The organism is Streptomyces sp. TN58, from assembly GCF_001941845.1.
Classification (GTDB): domain Bacteria; phylum Actinomycetota; class Actinomycetes; order Streptomycetales; family Streptomycetaceae; genus Streptomyces.
In genome coordinates, this window is the sequence record NZ_CP018870.1 from 655780 (window position 1) to 673631 (window position 17852).

Annotated in this window: 15 protein-coding genes; 4 read left to right on the plus strand and 11 right to left on the minus strand. The window is 72.6% G+C overall.

Going from position 1 to position 17852, the window contains the following annotated elements:
* Positions 1 to 15: 15 nt before the first annotated feature.
* Complete coding sequence (locus BSL84_RS03125; protein WP_107484886.1) at positions 16 to 486, minus strand: hypothetical protein; 471 nt, start codon at positions 484 to 486, stop codon at positions 16 to 18.
* Between the two features lie 161 nt (positions 487 to 647).
* Between BSL84_RS03125 and BSL84_RS03130 the strand changes: the two genes are divergently transcribed.
* The gene (locus tag BSL84_RS03130; RefSeq protein WP_045322935.1) at positions 648 to 1394 is read left to right on the plus strand and encodes an SIR2 family NAD-dependent protein deacylase; all 747 of its coding nucleotides are present in this window, start codon (positions 648 to 650) and stop codon (positions 1392 to 1394) included.
* Between the two features lie 58 nt (positions 1395 to 1452).
* On the opposite strand, the gene BSL84_RS03135 is transcribed toward BSL84_RS03130, so the two are convergent.
* The 9 genes from BSL84_RS03135 to BSL84_RS03175 all read right to left on the minus strand — a co-directional run bounded on the left by BSL84_RS03135 (position 1453) and on the right by BSL84_RS03175 (position 12053).
* Complete coding sequence (locus tag BSL84_RS03135) at positions 1453 to 1935, minus strand: VOC family protein (RefSeq protein ID WP_030028404.1); 483 nt, start codon at positions 1933 to 1935, stop codon at positions 1453 to 1455.
* 126 nt (positions 1936 to 2061) lie between these two features.
* Entirely contained in the window at positions 2062 to 5637 is a 3576-nt protein-coding gene (locus BSL84_RS03140; protein WP_075969744.1) for a bifunctional glycosyltransferase/CDP-glycerol:glycerophosphate glycerophosphotransferase, read from the minus strand.
* A 191-nt stretch (positions 5638 to 5828) separates the two neighbouring features.
* On the minus strand, positions 5829 to 6203 hold the full coding sequence (locus BSL84_RS03145) for a hypothetical protein (RefSeq protein ID WP_030028402.1): 375 nt from the start codon (positions 6201 to 6203) through the stop codon (positions 5829 to 5831).
* Between the two features lie 107 nt (positions 6204 to 6310).
* The gene (locus tag BSL84_RS03150; protein WP_045322932.1) at positions 6311 to 6730 is read right to left on the minus strand and encodes a roadblock/LC7 domain-containing protein; all 420 of its coding nucleotides are present in this window, start codon (positions 6728 to 6730) and stop codon (positions 6311 to 6313) included.
* A 68-nt stretch (positions 6731 to 6798) separates the two neighbouring features.
* Complete coding sequence (locus tag BSL84_RS03155; RefSeq protein WP_045322931.1) at positions 6799 to 7593, minus strand: hypothetical protein; 795 nt, start codon at positions 7591 to 7593, stop codon at positions 6799 to 6801.
* A complete protein-coding gene (locus tag BSL84_RS03160; RefSeq protein WP_030030263.1) occupies positions 7590 to 7997 on the minus strand; it encodes a hypothetical protein in 408 nt (135 codons plus the stop codon). Before BSL84_RS03160 ends, BSL84_RS03155 begins: the two co-directional genes overlap by 4 nt.
* Before the next feature lie 160 nt (positions 7998 to 8157).
* Positions 8158 to 8400 carry a helix-turn-helix domain-containing protein gene (locus tag BSL84_RS03165; RefSeq protein WP_030030260.1) on the minus strand — a complete coding sequence of 81 codons (243 nt, stop codon included), beginning with the start codon at positions 8398 to 8400 and terminating at the stop codon, positions 8158 to 8160.
* Positions 8401 to 8557: 157 nt separating this feature from the next.
* Positions 8558 to 10510: an APC family permease gene (locus tag BSL84_RS03170; RefSeq protein WP_045322929.1), complete on the minus strand. Its 1953-nt coding sequence runs from the start codon at positions 10508 to 10510 to the stop codon at positions 8558 to 8560.
* Positions 10511 to 10571: 61 nt separating this feature from the next.
* The gene (locus BSL84_RS03175; protein WP_075969746.1) at positions 10572 to 12053 is read right to left on the minus strand and encodes a helix-turn-helix domain-containing protein; all 1482 of its coding nucleotides are present in this window, start codon (positions 12051 to 12053) and stop codon (positions 10572 to 10574) included.
* Between the two features lie 642 nt (positions 12054 to 12695).
* Between BSL84_RS03175 and BSL84_RS03180 the strand changes: the two genes are divergently transcribed.
* Positions 12696 to 14120, plus strand: coding sequence for a PP2C family protein-serine/threonine phosphatase (locus BSL84_RS03180; protein WP_030030136.1), 1425 nt, complete (start codon positions 12696 to 12698; stop codon positions 14118 to 14120).
* Between the two features lie 197 nt (positions 14121 to 14317).
* Here the strand turns inward: BSL84_RS03180 and BSL84_RS03185 are convergent, their stop codons facing one another.
* Positions 14318 to 15817, minus strand: coding sequence for a hypothetical protein (locus BSL84_RS03185; protein ID WP_045322927.1), 1500 nt, complete (start codon positions 15815 to 15817; stop codon positions 14318 to 14320).
* Positions 15818 to 16046: 229 nt separating this feature from the next.
* On the opposite strand from BSL84_RS03185, the gene BSL84_RS03190 reads away from it, so the two are divergent.
* Positions 16047 to 17171 (plus strand): aminoglycoside phosphotransferase family protein, encoded by a 1125-nt coding sequence (locus BSL84_RS03190; protein WP_045322926.1) that lies wholly within the window; start codon positions 16047 to 16049, stop codon positions 17169 to 17171.
* Between the two features lie 276 nt (positions 17172 to 17447).
* Positions 17448 to 17840 (plus strand): MmcQ/YjbR family DNA-binding protein, encoded by a 393-nt coding sequence (locus BSL84_RS03195; protein ID WP_075969747.1) that lies wholly within the window; start codon positions 17448 to 17450, stop codon positions 17838 to 17840.
* Positions 17841 to 17852 lie beyond the last annotated feature (12 nt).

Sequence of the window (17852 nt, forward strand, 5' to 3'; positions counted from 1 at the left end):
CGCGGCAGGGCGGGCTCAGCCCGCGCAGATCACGTCGTCGATCCGGATCGGCTTGGAGTCGAGGCGTACGTACGCGGTGAAGGTGTCGGTCCGGTCCCCCTCCCAGTGGGTGGTGACGGTGGCCCAGCCGACCGCGGCCGCCTGGGCGACGGTGACCGGGCCGATGCCGATGTCCAGCGGTTCGTTCTGCGCGCAGAGCAGGACGTCGGACTGCGTGTTCGCCTGTCTTTCCAGGAGCACCTGCGAGACGTGGTGGCGCCGGTCGTGCGCGGACGGCCCGTGCTTCCCGTAGAAGCGGGCGAGGAAACGGCCGATCTGGTCCGCGGTGTGTGCTCGGGGGGCGGCCGCGGACGCTCCGGCCGCGGTGACAGCGGCGACGGCTGGGGTGGCCACGGCAGGCGCGGCCAGGGCGGGGGCGGGCGCCGTGACCGGCAGGGCGGAAAGGGCCAGCAGCAGGGCACCAAGGCCGGGGGGCTTCAGCATCATGCCCGGTTTGTACCCGCCCGGCCGGTCCACCGGGAACGCCCGGCCCGGATCTCACTCCAGTGGGGGTCGGGATTCACCGCAGAAACGCCTCTGCCTCCCCCGTGCGGTCGGCGCGCGGTAATGGGGTCGCGCGCGGGCGGCGGTCTCCGTAGGGTCGCCCCATGGGAAAGCCGCTCGTCGCAGTGTTCAGTGGGGCCGGGATGTCCACCGATTCCGGAATCCCCGACTATCGGGGGCCGCAGGGGCTGTGGCGCCGTGAGCCGGACGCCGAGAAGCTCGTGACCTACGAGTACTACATGGCCGATCCGGAGATCCGGCGGCGGTCCTGGCTGATGCGGGCCGAGATCGGCGCGCTCGGAGCGCGGCCGAACGCCGCACACGTGGCCGTGGCCGAGCTGGAGCGCGGCGGCACCCCGGTCCGGGTCATCACCCAGAACGTCGACGGACTGCACCAGCTGGCCGGGATGCCCGGGCGGAAGGTGTTCGAGCTGCACGGAAACGCCCGGTCCGTGGTCTGCACGGCGTGCCACGCGCGGTCGGAGATGGACGCCGCGCTGGCCCGGGTCGCCGCCGGGGAACCGGATCCGGCCTGTCTGGCGTGCGGCGGGATCCTCAAGGCGGCGACCGTGATGTTCGGCCAGCGGCTCGACCCGGTGGTGCTGGGGCAGGCGATGGCCGTGGCCAAGGGGTGCCAGGTGTTCGTCGCCGTCGGGTCGACGCTGCAGGTGCAGCCGGCCGCCTCACTGGCCGGAATGGCCGCGGAGGCGGGTGCTCGGCTGATCATCGTGAACGCGGAGGAGACGCCGTACGACAGCCTCGCCGACGAGGTCGTCCGCGAACCGATCGGCACGGCCCTGCCGGCCCTCCTGGCCCGAATCGCCGCGGACGGGGCTCAGCCGGTGCCGTGACCGGACGGTTCACCGGGTCACGGCACTTCGGCAAACCCCTCCGGCCACGCCCGACCCGCTATCCCGCGTCGGCGGCGCGGCGCATCTCGGCCACGTCCAGCTTCTTCATCTTCAGCATCGCGGCCATGGCCCGGGCGGCACGGCCGGGGTCCGGGTCGCTGACGAGTTCGACGGCACCGGGCGGGACGACCTGCCAGGACACCCCGAACTTGTCCTTGACCCAGCCGCAGGCGGACTCCTGGCCGCCGTCCCGGGTCAGCGCGTCGTAGTAGTAGTCCGCCTCGGCCTCGTCGGCGCAGTCGATCTGGAAGGAGATCGCCTCGGTGAAGGGGAACTGCGGTCCGCCGTTGAGACCGACGAACCGCTGCCCGTTGATCTCGAACTCGACGGTCATGACCGAGCCCTCCTGCTCGGGGTTGGCCTGCGTGTAGCGCGCGATCCGCCCGATCCTGCCGTCCTTGAAGACGGACAGGTAGTAGTCGGCCGCCGCTTCCGCGTCGCCGTCGAACCACAGACACGTGGTGAAACCGTTGCCGCTCATCTCTGCCTCCAGGCCGGTGCGTGGACGGTGGATACCGCTTCCACACATAGAGACCGGCCCCGGGCCCGAAACTCATCGGTGGGCCCGGGGCCGGTCGTCATTCGGCCTGGATTTCGACCGTACGGCCTACTTCGCGGGCTCCGCGCCCTGGGCGAGCATCCGGTCGACGACCCGCTCGGCGGCGTCGCCCTGGTCCAGGTCGCAGAACTCCTCGCGGAACGCCGCCCGCGCCGCCGCGTACTCGGCTCCGACCGCGTCCGCGGTGCGCACGGCCTCGATCAGGCTCTCCGAGTCGGCCAGCAGCGGGCCGGGCGCCTTCTCCTCCAGGTCGAAGTTGAAGCCCCGCAGCGTGTCGCGGTAGTGCTCCAGGTCGTACGTGAAGAGCAGGATCGGCCGGTCGGTGAGGGCGAAGTCGAAGATCGCGGAGGAGTAGTCCGAGATCAGCACGTCGGCGACGAGGAGCAGGTCGGCGGCGTCGGGCCAGCGGGACACGTCGACGACGAAACCGTCGCGGACACCCTCGCGGACCTGCTCGGTGACGTGGTGGTGGCCGCGGACCAGCAGGACGTGGTCCTCACCCAGTTCGCGGCGGGCCCGGTCCAGGTCGATCCGCAGGTCGAGCTTGTAGCCACCCGACCAGCCCTCGCAGTTCTCACGCCAGGTGGGCATGTAGAGGACGACCTTCTTGCCCTCGGGCAGGCCGAGCCGGCGCCTGACCTCGGCGATCCGCTTCGCGTCGGGCCGCACCAGCGCGTCGGTGCGCGGGCTGCCGGCCTCGATGACCTCGCCCTCGTAGCCGAGGGCGCGCTTGAGCAGCGGCGTCGCGTAGGAGCTCGGGGAGGCGAGCAGGGTCCACTGGGCGCTGTCGTGCGCGAGGCCTTCCAGGATCTCCGGGCTCGTGTAGTAGTCGTGCACGAAGTCGTGGCCGATCTGCTTGATCGGCGTACCGTGCCAGGTCTGGACGACGACCTGGCCGGGGCGGCGCTGGAACAGTGCCGGCACGCTGTCGTTGGTCACGAAGTAGCGGGCGCGGGCGAGGACCTCCCAGGACTCCACGCTGCCGTGCTGCACGGCGCGGGCGGTCGCGGGGACCTCGGTACGCCCGTCGCGGACCAGCCAGATGTGCTCCAGCTTCTCGCCGCGGCGCAGCAGTTCCTCGTGGATGGCGCGGGGTGCGTCACCGGCGCCCTGCCCCTGGAAGGTGTCGTAGACGACGATGTCCTTGACCGGCAGGGCCCGCTGCGCCGGGTACGTCTCGAACCGGGCGACGCGCTGGGCGTAGCGGGAGCGGTCGTGCGGGCTCAGCAGCGGGTCGGCGACAAGCGCCATGCGGTCGTGGAAGCGGGTCTCGATCCGCATCCGGCGGCCTTGCACGGTGAGGGGGTGCGGGCCGGCGAAGAGGAGACCGGGGGACATCTGGACCGGGGCCCCGCGGTCCACGCCGAGCAGGCCCGCGGTGGTGCCGCCCTGGGCGGCCGGCCGCAGGGTGGGCCACCAGCGGCCCTCGGGAAGCGTGGTGCGGCCCGCGAACGGCTCGGGGAGCACGGGCTTGAAGGTGGTCTCGAAGCCGTCGCCGTCGCGGGTGACCGGGTAGCTGAACTCCATGCCGTGCGCGTTGTGCAGGACGAGCTCGTAGGGCTCGTCGGTCGGCGCGGCGAACCGGCCCCGCAGGGTCAGGGCGCCGTCCTCGACCTCGACGGCGTCCACGAGCGGCGGGGAGGGCTGCACGGAGAGGGTGAGGTGGCCGGTGTTGCCGCGCTTGACGAACAGGGCGCGGCCGGCGGTCGGGCCGGGCAGGGGCAGGACGAGGCCGTTGAAGCCGGCGCGTTCGTCGTGGGCCAGGCGGTGCTCGGTGCCGTCGGAGCCGATCACCGAGAGGCTCCACGGCTCGGGGGTCCATTCGCCGGGCTCGCACTCGGCGTCCGGGACGGCGGCCAGGTCGGCCAGCGCGACGCGGGCGGTGAAGGGCGTGCGGCCGGCGGCGGCGGTGCCCGTCTCCAGCGGGAAGTCGGCGGTGGTGCCGGTGGAGACGTGGACGGCCTTGAGGCGGACGGCCTCGACTCCGGCGGAGAGCTCGCCGGCGATCTCGACGGCGTCGTCGCCCGCGGGCCGGGCGTCCAGGGCGCGGGCGCGGGCGACCTCGACCTGGATGGTGAGGGCGCCGGAGACGGCCGGGATGATCCGGACGTCGGGGGCGACCCAGAAGGGGGGCGGGTTCTGGCCGGTGTCGTGCTCACCGCCGCGGAGGCGGGCGCGGTGCAGGCCGCCGGCGCCGGTGACGGCGATGGACGTGGTCCATATGCCGTCGTTCCACTTGCCGCCCGACTGGAAGATCGAGGGGTCGACGACGGCGGTGAAGCCGGCCCAGTCGGCGTGCCGCAGCGCGAGGTGCGGGGACTTCACGGTGGCCATCGGGGAGGCGACCGTACGGGTGCTGACGACGGAGCGGCGGCGCTTGCCTCCCTCGCGGAAGATCAGCATCTTGCGGGAGCCGAGCCGGCTCTCCGCGCCGAGGTGGCCGGGCAGGGCGTAGCCGCGCAGCAGCAGCTTGCCGTCGGACCAGGCGGCCTGCTCCAGGCGGCTGACGACGCGGCGCTCGCGCGTGCCGAGGGTGAGGATCTTGGCGGGGACGGGCGGGCGGCCCTGCAGGAAGGGGTAGTCGGCCTGCGGGCGGGCGAGGCCCTTGACCGGCACGCTGTAGTGGTAGTCGCGCTGGTGGTTCAGGAGCGCGATGAAGTCCTCGACGCGGCCCTCGCCGGCGAGGTAGGCCTTGAGGCGGTCCGCGACGGTCAGGTCGGGCCAGGGGCCGGTGCCGATCTCGCGGACGAGGCCGCCGACCTCCTTGACGAAGGCGGCGCGGAAGTCGGGGCCGCCCTCGGCGACGTACTTGTAGATGAGCGGGAGTTCCTCGCTCAGCACGTTGTAGTCGTAGTCCCGCAGGTAGCGCGCGTACTTGGGGCCCTGCTTGGCCTTGAGGGACTCGCGGACCAGGCGGACGGACTTCACGCGGTCGATGAGGGAGACCGGGTCGGTGGAGCGCTGGGTGATGGAGCGCTCTCCCGTCTCGCGGACGCGCCAGTGGTAGACGCAGTCGCTGAGGATGTCGACGCTGGAGGCGAAGTAGTGCGCGGGGATGCTGACGGGCGCGTCCTCGTAGAGGATGCCCTCCGGGTACTGGAAGCCGTGCTCGTCCCAGAAGGTGCGCCGGTAGACCTTGTTCCAGGCGGTCCGGTCGGTGACCAGCGCCGGGAACTTGGAGATGTGGGTCTTCAGCTGGGTCTTGGAGAAGGCGGCCCGGTGGCCCCACGACTGGTTCATGCCGACCGAGCGGAAGCGCTTGACGTTGCCTCCGGCGAAGTCGGAGCCCGTCTCGTCCAGGGCTTCGATCAGCCGCTGGTAGGCGTAGTCCGGCATGGTGTCGTCACTGTCGACGAAGGCCAGGTACTCACTGTCCGGGTGGATGTGGCGGGCGCCGGCGTTGCGGGCGGCGCCGAGGCCGGCGTTCTCCTGCATGACGACCCGGAAGCGCTTGTCACGCGCCGCGAAGGCTTTGGCTATGACGGCGCTGGTGTCCGTGGAGCCGTCGTCCACGAGGATGGCCTCGAAGTCGCCGAAGGTCTGAGCGGCGATGGATTCCAGGCACTCGTCGAGGTAGAGCTCGACGTTGTAGACGGGGACGACGATGCTCAGGCGCGGGGGCATGGGTGGCGGTTTCTCCAGCGTTTTTGCTTTTTCGATGATCAGCTCACAGCATCTTACTCTGTAACAGAGCTATAAACTCCAGCCATATCGGGCATAGGGCGCTGATCGCCGGGGCGGACGGCAAAGAATTCAGCCGTCCGCCACTTCGACGCTGTGGATGGGACGCGATCCGTCCCCACCGGCGACCCCGCTCAGATCTCCAGTTCGGCTTCGATCTTCTTCAGCTGATGGCGGGCCATGGCGAGGTTGGCCCGCTTCTTGTCGAGGGCCAGATAGAGGAAGAACCCCACGGAGCCCCGGCCCTTCATGAGCCGGATGAGGTGGTACTGGCTGCCGAGGGTGATCAGGATGTCCTCGATCTCGTCCTGGAGGCCGAGGAGCTCCATCGTGCGGACCTTGGCACGCACCACGTCCGTGTTGCCGGCGGCCGCGACCGCGAGGTCGAGGTCCTTGCCGCCGCCGATGGTGCCGAGGGCCATGCCGCTGCCGTAGTCCACCAGGGCCGCGCCCAGCGCGCCCTCGATGACGGTGGTGGCTTCCTTGAGCGCGGTCTCCACGTTGACCATGAGAGGTTCCCTTTCCGTTGGATGTAGCTCGATGCTGATGTGCAGTGACGGACTGTGGTTGTCCTGAAAGCGGCGGGACCGCCTCCGCGGCCGGTCCCGTTCGCGGATCAGGCGGGCGCTGAGCCGGAGCCCCGGCGCGCGAGGGTGTGTTCGATGAGTTCGGCTATGCGCAGGCTGGAGCGGCGGGCCTCCAGATGGAGGCGCCCGACGTTGACCCGTGGCTCGGCGGTGAGGGTGAGGACGGCAGCCGTGCCCGCGGCGTAGGTCGCGACGTATCCGTCGGCGCCCCGCACGAGCAGTTCGCGGAACGCGCCCTGGCCGGTGCTGTCGCTGAGCCGCTGGGCCACGCCGAGGGCGGCGGCGGTCAGGGCGGCGACCGCCTCGGCCTCGGCAGCGGCGCTGTCCTGGGCGAGGACGAAGCCGTCGGCGCTCGCGGCGAGGGCGCCGGTGAGCTGGGGCAGGCGGGCCCGCAGCCTGCGGAGCTCGGCGAGTATCTCGGCCTCCGTCTCGGGGGGCACCGTACTCATGTCCTTTCTCCTTTCGGGCTGCCTACGCTCGGAGCGGTCGGCACGCAAGGCCGGTCGCAGCGGGAGCCTCACAGGCTTGCCTCCAGTGCGTCGCGTAACCGGCGGAGCAGCGCCACGTCCGGGGATTGGGCCTGGGTCATCCAGTCGGGCAGGGCCACCTCGACCGGCGGAGGGGCCGGGCTGTGCGGCGTCTCGACCAGTCCGGCGGCCGCGAGGCGGCGTACGTCGAGCAGGGTGTGGAAGGCGGGCCTGCCCAGTGTCCAGGCCAGGTCCGCGGGGGTGCGTATGCCGTCGGCCCGGTCCAGCAGCATCCGCTGGCGGGCGGTGACCGTCTGGCCCGGCGCGGCCGCGCGGGGCACCACGGGGGCGGTGTCGAGCAGCGGGTACGGCCAGACCGCGTCGAGCAGTTCGCGTCGGCGCCGCGTCTCGCGTTCGACGGCGGCGGCGGCGACGGAGCGGACCGAGCCGATCCAGTGGGTGGCCCCGCGGCGGAAGCGGGAGGGTCCGCTGCCCGGGGACAGTGCGAAGAAGGCGGCGTCGAAGATGGCTGCGAGGTGGCATATCTCCAGCTCTCCGCCGGCGAGCCCGCCGCTGTCCACGAGGAAGCGGGCGACCTGTCGGCGGGCCCCGGCCCGGTCCACCGCCTCGCGCCACCTCTCGGGAGCGAGGCCGCCGCCGGCCGTGAGGAGGACGTCGAGGCCGGGGGTGGCGGGGCTCTCCGCGTGGACTATTCGTCCGTCTTCCAGGAAGAGGGTGCCCCGGTCGCGGAGCAGGGCGCCGGTGGCCCGCTCCGCGGCGAGCCGGGCCAGGAGGGGGGAGACGGCCGCGAGGGCGTTCGGGGCGGCCGTTGCCGGGACGGTCATCTGAGCACCAGCCCCTCGGCGAGGGCCCTGAGTCTGATGCGGGCGAAGGCGAGGTTCCCGTCCGCCCGGTCGAGCCAGACGTGGAGGAACACACTGCTGTCGAAGCTCGTCTCGACGAACCGCAGGAGGTGGAAGCCGCCTCGGGTCGTGACGATCAGGTCCTCGACAGCGGGGCCGGCGGGGCCCGCCCCGCCACCGGGACCCGCGTCCGCGCGGGCGAAGGACTCGTACTCGGCGGCCGCGCGGGCCAGCTCGGCGGTCTCGGCGGCGGTGGTCTCGTGGTCCCCCACGGGGGATTCCCCGATGGTGCCGAGAGCCAGCCCGCTGCTCCAGTCGACCAGCGCGGCCCCCCGCGCACCAGGCAGGGCCATGGCTTCGAGCAGGCATTCGTCGATCCCGGGCACGCGGGCTCCCCTCCCGGCCGGACGTGCGGTGTGCACGGTTGTGCGGCGCGACAGGAGGGAACTTACTCAAGTTCCGCAGGGCGAAAGGGCGTTCTGGCATTTTCCGCTGGAACATGCCATTCGGGGTGTAAGAGCTTGGCCGGAACGCGTCGGAATCTGATCACGAAGCCAGCGGAAGATCGTCCGCGAGACGGAACGACCCGCCCTCCCGCTCGACGTAGCCCTCGTGGCTGAGGGTACGCAGCAGGTGGTAGACGGTGGGCAGCGGGATCCCCGTGACCCGCGAGAGCCGTTTGGCGGTCGCCCCGCCTTCCGCGTACATCGCTTCCACGAGCCGCAGCGCGCGCTGCACGGAACCGATCAGGGTGGGTGTGCTGTCCTTCTGGATGCGGTCGGTTCCCATGAATGGTCCCCCTGCTCCGGTACGAGGCGTGGCAGACCCATCAAAGTCGCTCACCGCCCGCAAAACCAGCGGACGCGCGTAAACCCGAGCATAAGATCACCGGACCCGGCGAGGCGGTCCGCGGGCGAAGCCCGGTCATTCCGCGGTCAGTGCGCGGTCATGCGCGGTCGGTCCCCGGGCTTCCCGGGGCCGCGGCGGCCTGCGCCGACTCCAGCAGGTACGGTACGTCGATCACCGCGACCCCCGGGGTGAACAGCAGGCGCGCCTTGAGCCGGAGGGCGTTCTGGTTGTGCAGGGGCTGCTCCCACCAGTGCCCCACGACGTACTCCGGGATGACCACGGACAGCATGTCCGTCGCCGGTTCGGCGGCCAGCTCCTGCACGTGTTCCATGATCGGGCCGACGACCTCGCGGTAGGGCGAGTGGATGATCTTCAGGGGGAGGCCCGGGTCGTGTTCGTCCCACGCCTGGCGCAGCCGCGCCGCCTCCGCCTCGTCGGCGGCGACGGTCACCGCCGTCAGGGTGTCGGGGCGCAGCGCCTGCGCGTAGCCGATGGCCTTGAGCGTCGGGGCGTGCACGGCGGCGACCAGGACGAGCACGTGGTGGCGGGCCGGTCTGCGTGGCCTGGCCCCGGGGGCGACGCCGACCTGCACGGCGACCCGGTCGTAGTGGCGGCGCACACCCTTCATGCCGAGGAACAGCAGGGGCATGGCGATGACGACCAGCCAGGCCCCGTGCGTGAACTTGGTGACGAGGACGATGACGAGGACCAGCGCGGTCAGGGTGGCGCCGAGCGCGTTGACGGCGAGCCTGCGGTGGATGTGGCGGCGCTCCTCGCGCGGGGTGGCGGGTGAGGCGAGCGCTTTCCTCCAGTGCCGGACCATGCCCGACTGGGAGAGGGTGAAGGAGACGAACACGCCGATGATGTAGAGCTGGATGAGGCGGGTCAGTTCGGCGTCGAAGGCGACGATGAGGGCGACGGCGGCGAGCGCGAGGAGCACGACGCCGTTGGAGTAGACGAGCCGGTCGCCGCGGTTGTGGAGCTGGCGGGGCGCGTACCGGTCCCGGGCCAGGATCGAGGCGAGCGTCGGGAAGCCGTTGAAGGCGGTGTTCGCGGCGAGGATCAGCACCCCGGCGGTGACGGCCTGGAGCAGGTAGAAGAGGAAGTGCCAGCTGCCGAAGGTGGCCCGGCCGATCTGGGCGAGGGCGGTGGACGTGGCGGTGCCGGGGGGCAGGCCCAGTTCGGTGGGGTCGGCCGCGACGTGCACCTCGTAGGTCATGGCCAGCGCGGTGACGCCGGCGAACATCGTCACCGAGAGGAAGCCCATGGCGGCGAGTGTGGTGGCCGCGTTCCTGGCCTTGGGCTTGCGGAAGGCGGGGACGCCGTTGCTGATCGCCTCGACGCCCGTGAGGGCGGTGCAGCCGGAGGCGAAGGCGCGCATCGCGAGGAGCACCAGGGCGAGTCCGGTGTAGGTGCCGGTCGCGATGATCGGCAGGTCGGCGGACTCGGCGCGGATGGTCTGGCCGGTGCCGAGCCGTACGGCGGCGACGGCGAACATGAGGTAGACGACGAGGACGAAGCCGTAGGTGGGGATGGCGAAGAGGCGGCCGGACTCCCTGACGCCGCGCAGGTTCATGACGGTGAGCAGCGCCACGAAGGCGACGGACATGGCCACTTCGTGGTCGTCGAGGGCGGGGACGGCCGAGGTGATGGCGGAGACCCCGGAGACGACGGAGACGGCGACGGTCATCACGTAGTCGACGAGCAGGGCGCCGGCGGCGGTGAGGGCCGCGGTCTGCCCGAGGTTCTCGGCGCTGACGACGTACGCGCCGCCTCCGCCGGGGTAGGCGTGGCAGGTCTGGCGGTAGGAGGCGATGACGACGACGAGCAGGACGGCGATGGCGGCGGCCGCGTACCAGGTCAGGTGGAGCAGTGCGACGCCGCCGAGGGCGAGGACCAGCAGGATCTCCTCGGTGGCGTAGGCGACCGAGGAGAGAGGGTCGCTGCAGAAGATCGGCAGGGCGAGCCGCTTGGGGAGCAGGGTCTCGCCGAGCCGCGCGGTGTCGAGGGGTTCACCGACGAGCACCCGCTTCGCATGGATACGCCTCATTTGCGCATGATCGTGCATGTTCGCGCATTTCTTTCGGCGAACATCCCTTTCCGGGCTTGTGTCACCCGGCGAGCTCTTCGGCCCGGTGCGCCAGCCACAGGTCGTAGCGGGCGCTTGGGGACTGCAGCAGCGAACGCTCCAGCAGGGTTTCGATCCGGGCCAGCCGCTTGCGGACGCCGGGGACGGAGACCCCGAGGGCGGCGGCGGCCGGCACGAGGCGGGCATCGTGCGCCAGCCAGGCGCCGACCGTGCTCCGGGCGCCGGCCGGGGCGTCCGGACCGGTCAGTCGGCTCAGGTGGGCCCTGGCCCACTCGGCCAGCCGCGGGTCGCGCAGGACCGCGTCCAGGCCGGGGGCGGCAGCCGGGGAGGCAGCCGGGGCGGCGGCGCTCCCCCACCCCTCCGCCGGGGCCAGCCGGAGCGCCAGGGAGAGCGCCGCCTGGTCGCCGAGGCGGCCGAGGTCCAGCCCGAGCAGCGTCTCGACCAGCCGGACCCTCGCGGCCAGGGTGTTGCGGTGGACCTTCAGCAGCCGGGTGGCGTGCGGCCCGAAGTCCAGCCAGGCGTGGGCGGTGGCTCGCAGTTCCCGCCCGCCGGGGTCCTGGGGGCGGCGGGCCACGTACGAGTGGAGGGGCGCGAGCAGGGCTCCGGCCCAGTCGGCCCCGGCCTCGTGAGCCGCGAGCGCCAGCTCCGGGCCGGGGCCGAACCGGGCGTGCCGTTCGGCGTGTCCGCGGGCCACGGCCAGGGCGTGGAAGGCCTGGGTGTAGGCGGCGGGGGCCTGCCCCAGGGCCAGTTCGCCACTGACCCCGACCGCGCAGTCCGGGTCGGTCGCCGTCAGCGCCCCGGCCAGGGGGTCGTGATCGGCGGACGCCGGTTGCGCGTCGGCCGGGACCAGGATGATGAGGTGGCGCACATAGACCGGGCAGCGCACGACCCAGGCCCGTCCGCCGGTCAACTCCTGGCACAGCCGGGCCACTTCCGCCCGTCGGCCGGAGCGGCACTCGGCGACGTACATCCGCATCGGGTCGGGCAGCGGGGGCCGCAGCGCCTCGGCGATCTGGTGGGCGGTGGAGAGCCGGTCGTTCATCAGCAGGTGGAGCACGGCCTCGCGGGCGCGCGCCTCGGCGACCGCCGCCCGCTCCTCCCGCCGTCGGGCCTCCTCGGCACACAGCACCAGGGCCAGCGGTACGGCGGCGTCCGCCAGCAGCGCGGGCGCCTCGGGCGGGTGCGGCAGCGGCAGTACGGCGGCCAGTGCGCGCCCCGTGTCCGGGGCCCGGCCCGCGTCCAGCGCGAACAGCAGGGTGGCGGACCCGTCGCCGCGCAGTACGGCGGACCGTACACCGCGGGCCTTCATCTCGGCGGCGCCGCGGACGGCGGCCTCGGGCACGTCCCCGGCCTGCCCGCGGTCGGCCCCGGCAGCGCCGGGGTCTCCCGCGCGCACCACGCCGGTCCAGCCGCCGAGGCGGGCGGCGAGCCACCCCAGCAGCGCGGCCGACCCCCCGGTGTGGGCGAGCCGGTGGGCCTTGAGAACGTCGTCGGACCGTGACACCGGCGCATTCAACCACCCGCCGCACACTGTGCGCTGTGATACCGGTCTCGGCCGCTCACTGGGCACAGCGAACCCTGCGGACGGCGGCGCGCCCGCCTAGATTGGTCGACGAGCGGACGGATCCCGGCGCCATGAGTACGGATACGGGGGAGGCACCGGGATCCGCCGCTCGTGTCCCGGACCCGCCGGAGCGGGCCCTCCGGCGTTTCGCCGGCGCGCGGGTAGCGGCCGGGGCGCCTGCTGTGAAGGCCCGATCACGCCGCCGTACCGGGTACGGGGTCCTCCGTTCGGGGGTATCGCCGGGCGGGCCGTCAACCAGGCCCCCGCACGGGCGCGGACGGGCGGAGGGGCTCGTACACATCGGGCATCCGATCGAGCCGTGGTGGGCGGATGGCCCAATTCCGGTCACCGGTCGCCGACATGCCTCCCCGCCCCACCGGCGGGCCCGCGCATCACGGCACCACAGCGCGCTGACCGGTTTCGTTCGCACACGACAGCGGGCCCGTAAGGCCTCAGGCATATGCCATGAGCAAGAACGTAGCGGATGTTGCCAAACGCCTTACACACTGTCGCTGCCTGTGCAACAGTCGTTACCGGTCCTTCCTTCAGACTTGGCCGTGCCGCGCCTGTATCGGAGTTCTCATGCCGTCCCACCTGTTCGCGGACCGTCCCGCGCAGCCGCCCGAGCCGGGGTCGGTGGACGCACTGATCTCGCAGACCCGGCGCCTCCGGGGAGACGTGGACGCCGTCCGCCGCGACACCGTCGTGGACGACGACGACGCCCAGGGCCGCTGGCAGCGCGCCCTGTGCGACCTCGCCGTGCACCACCTCGACGACCTGCGCGAGCACCTCGGCCAGCTCAAGGAGGGACTGCCTCCGGTCCCCGACGCAGGAGCGTTCCCGCAGCAGGCGGCTCCCGAAGCCGCGCCCGAGGCCCAGACGCGGGTCGGCAGCGCCGAGTGGAACCTGCTGACCGACGAGGTCAGTTGGTCCGACGAGCTGTTCCAGATCTTCGGCCGGTCCCCCGAGGCGGGTGCGCTCCCCCTCGACGAACTGGGCTCCACCCTCTTCTCCGAGGACCAGCCGCTGCTCACCGCATGGGTCACGGCCTGCCTCGTGGACGGCAAGCCCATCGACGGGGAGTTCCGCATCGTGCGGGCCGACGGCCGGGTCCGGACGCTGCACATGAGGGGCGAGCCGGTGCTCGACTCCGACGGCTGCACGGCCTCCATGTGGGCCGTGCTGCGGGACGTGAGTGAACTGCGCCGCAGCCAGCGTGCGGTGCGGGAGTCCCGTGACTCGCTGCAGCGTCAGCGGGAGATCGCGCAGACCGAACACCGGCTGGCGGTCGAGCTGCAGGAAGCCGTACTCCCCCCGTGGCGCGGCTCCCTGCGGTTCCCGCACAGCGACGCCGGCTCGCTGGACGTGGCCGCGCACTACCTGCCTTCCGCGACCAGCGCACTGGTCGGCGGGGACTGGTACGACGCGCTCGAACTCCCGGACGGCTCATCGATGCTGACGGTCGGTGATCTGACCGGGCACGGCGTGACCGCCACGTCCGGAATGGCGATGATGCTGGGCGCCCTGCGCGGCATGGCCATGGCCGGTATCGCACCGGGGCCGCTGATGGGCTGGCTCAACCAGCTCCTGGAGACCTCCGTCCAGCCCGCCCTCGGCTCGGCCGTGTGCTGCAGTTACGACCCCGCCCGCCGGGTGCTCACCTGGGCCCAGGCGGGCCACCCCGCCCCCCTGCTCTTCCGCCGCGGATCGGGGCGCGCCCTGGCACCGCCGGAGGGCATCCTGCTGGGCGCGACCTCCGGGGCCACGTACGGGCAGGCCGAGGAACGGCTCGAAGTCGGCGACCTGCTGGTTCTGCACACGGACGGCCTGACGCCGCGCAGCATCGAGTTCAGCCGGGCGGACGGGACCGAGCGGCTGCTGGCACTCGCGCCGCGCTTGTCGGCGGCGCGGTCGGCGCAGGACTGCGTACGGCTGGTGGTCGAGGAGTTCGGCGAGGCGGAACGGGAGGACGACGCCTGCGTGCTCGTCGCACGGGTCGGCGGCTAGGGGGAGTCCGCTCCTGACCCGCCGGGCCGGTCGTACGCACTTCAGGGCCGCGCCGGAAGGCGCGGCCTCTCTCGTGTCTGCACTCTCGTCTGTGCGCGGGCGTGTCTGCGCTCGCGCCGTCGGCACGTCGGCGTACCGGACATGCGGAAGCCGTGGGCGACGCGGAAGCCGGGGACGGCGGTGGCCGGCCTGGGGTCCTACGCCCGGCCGGCCGGCCGGCCGCTCGGCGCCGGGCTGTCGGGGAGGGCCAGCTCGATCTCCTGCCGCAGGTCCTCGATGCGCGCGTAGCCGGCGTACTGGGCGGTGAGCCGGTACATCTCGCGGAGCCGGTCCCAGGTCCGGTGCGAGGAGGTCTCGTTCATCGAGACCAGCGCCAGGCGCGCGTAGCGGTCGGCCTGTTCCGGCTCGTCGGCGATGAAGCAGGCGGAGGCCATGGAGATGTAGTCGAAGATCTGCGAGCGCTGGTAGCCGTCGCCGCGCAGCCGTAGCGCTTCCTTGGCGTGACGCGCCGCGATCGGCGCCGCCGTGGCGTCGTGGTCGGCGAGGGTCCGGTAGGCGAGCGCCTGCATGCCGTGCAGGTCCGCCTCGTCGAAGTGCTGCATCCAACTCGGCGGCGGGACGTCGCCCTTGTCGGAGACGAACAGCTCCTCCGCCTCGCCCAGGGTGCGGCGCATGGCCTGGCCCTTGCCCATGGCGGCCTGCGCCCACGCCTCGATGGTGTGCAGCATGGCGCGGGTGCGCGGGAGGGTCTGCTCCCCGGAACCGGACTGGGCGAGCTTCATCAGGTCCAGGGCCTCGTTCGGCTTGCCGAGGTGGACCATCTGGCGGGCGGCGCGGGACAGCGCCTCACCCGCGCGCGGGCGGTCGCCGCCCTCGCGTGCCGCGTGGGCGGCGATGACGAAGTACTTCTGGGCGGTGGGTTCGAGGCCCACGTCGTGCGACATCCAGCCCGCGAGGACCGCCAGGTTGGCCGCCACCCCCCACAGCCGCCGCTGGAGGTGGTCGGGGTGGTGGTAGGCGAGCATCCCGCCCACCTCGTTCAGCTGCCCGACGACGGCCTTGCGCTGCAGCCCTCCGCCTCTGGAGGCGTCCCAGGCGCGGAACACCTCGACGGACCGCTCCAGCGCCTCGATCTCCTGGGAGCCGATCGGCGCGGCCTCGTAGCGGTCGTAGCCCGCCGGGTCGGCCTGGAAGGAGTCCCCGAAGTGCCCGGGGGCCGTCTTCGCCAGAGCGGGGTCGGTGTGCAGCCAGTCGTACATGGCGTTGCTGAGGGCGGAGCCGGCGGTGAGCACGGCACCCGCGCCCATCAGACCGCGTCGGTTGAGCATGAGGTCCATTCCCGTGAATTCGGTGAGGACCGCGGCTGTGCGTTCGGGCGCCCAGGGCATGCCGTCGGGGTTCTCGCGAGCCCCGTCCGGCTGCCGTCTGGAGGTGCGCCGCTGCCGTACGAACCCGAGGTCCTCGATGGTCACGACACGACCGAGCCGCTCGGTGAACAGTGCTGCCAGTACCGTGGGCACCGGCTCGCGGGGGCTCTCCCCCATGTCGATCCAGCGCCGTACCCGCGAGGTGTCGGTGGCCAGTTGGGGGTGGCCCATGGCCGCCGCCTGCCGGTTCACCATCCTCGCCAGTTCGCCCTTCGACCAGCCGGCCAGGCCGAACAGGTCGTTCAAGCGGGTGTTTGGACCTTTGCTCACGTCAAGCCCCCAGGTTCTCGGCTGAGTTGACAGTAGCCCCCCGTCAGATGCCCAGCGACTATTCGCCAGGCTTCGCCAGGGCACGCCCGATGGTTCGCCACCTTGCGCCGGGTGTCAGGTAGGAATGCGCCTCCCCGCCCCGGTCACCGGCGGAACTCCCCAGGGTGATGCACGGGATCGGCGGGGCGGCGTACGCAACTCGTCGGCGCACGAAGGGATCCGTATCACCATGTACGCAGCAACGTCCTCCGTGTCCGCACCGGTCCGGTCGCACCGCACGCTCCCGGTGGGTGGCGGCCCCTACCTCGAACCGGGCCGCGCGTCGGCCGCGGCGCAGGGCGCGGTCCGGGCGCGGCGGATGCCGAGCCCCGGGTCCCAGCCCGTCAGCGGAAGAATCGACCTCTCGGGGCCGCAGGGCGCGCAGCTGCGCACCGCGCTCGCCTCGGTGCAGCGGATCTGTCCGGAGTTCGCGCCGGTGCAGGTGCTGCGGCGCAGCGGCCGCTCGGTCCTCCTGGTGGGCACCACCGGGCGCTTGACCGCCGTGGCGAAGGTTTTACTGGACCACTCGCCGGAGTGGCGTGAGCGCTACCGGCACGAAATAGCGGCATACCGGGCGTTCGTCCGGCACCGCCCGCCGGTCCGGGTGCCGCGGCTGATCGCCGCCGACCCCGAGAACTGCACGCTGGTGGTCGAGCGGATGGCGGGCCGGGTCGCGGCGCTCCAGCGGCACCCGGTGGAGCCGCCGCCGCGGGTGGACCTCCGGGCGGCCCTGGGCGCGGTGTGCCGGGTCAACCAGTGGCAGCCGCCGGCCGAGCTGTTCGGCACCCCGATGAACTACGCCCGGCGGATCGCCCGCGACTACGAGCTGGGCCTGCTCACCGACCGGGACCTCGGCGACCTGCAGAAGCTGCTGCACGGGGTCAAGCTGTCGGGGGCCGGGCTGCAGTTCAACCACGGCGACGCGCTGCTGTCGAACCTGCTGCTGTCCCCCGCCGGTCCGGTGCTGCTCGACTGGGAACACGCGGGCTGGTACCTGCCGGGGTACGACCTCGCCACCCTGTGGACGGTGCTCGGTGACGCCCCCGCCGCCCGCGCCCAGATCAGCCGGCTGGCCCAGTCCGCCGGTCCGGTGGCCCGGGACGCCTTCCTGATCAACCTGATGCTGGTGCTGACGCGGGAGATCCGGATGTCCGAGACGGCGGTGCAGCGCTCGATGCTGGCGGCCGCCCCGGCCCAGCCGCTGCCGATGGGCGCCCTGTCCTCCGGGGAGGAGCAGCGGCTGCTGCTCCGCCGCCTGCACGACGACGCGGGCATGGCCCGCCGGGCGGTGCGCGCGGCGGTCGGCACGCGCTGACCGCCCCTGCTCCAGCCCCCTTCACGCGAAGTCCCGTGGCCCCCACCGCCGCGGGACTTCGCTCGTTCGCGGTCGGCAAGCGCGCGTGGCGGTGGGCGCGCCCGGCAGGCGCAGTGTCCGGTGCGGTGCATCGCAAGGCGGAGGGCCACGGCTCGTACCGGACGTACGTGCGTGGTCCGACAACGCGGCGAGGTGCCGTACCGGGCGCCGTGACCTGGTGAACCCTTACGGTCGCAGCACTGGCGTGGGGGCGGGTCGATCGACGGGAGGTGCCGCATGCGGTCCGGAGTGCACAAGTGGGAGGCGGTTCGGGAGTTCGCCCTCGGTCTGCCGGAGGCCTTCGAGGACCATCCCTGGGGTCCCGAGGACTGTGTGGTGAAGGTGAACAAGAAGATCTTCGTCTTCCTGGGCAACACCGACGGCCCGGGGCAGCCGGGGCTGTCGGTCAAGCTCAAGGACGAGGCGCTGCACGGACATGCGATGGCGGCGCCGGGGGCGGCGCCCACCGGATACGGTCTGGGCCGGTCCGGCTGGGTGTCGGTGCCGCTGGCGGGGAAGGGGGCGCCCTCCGTGCAGGTGCTGTGCGAGTGGGTGGAGGAGAGCTACCGCACGGTGGCGCTCAAGCGGCACGTGAAGGAGCTGGACGCGCGGATCCACGCGGAGGACTGAGGGGTCGTGTGC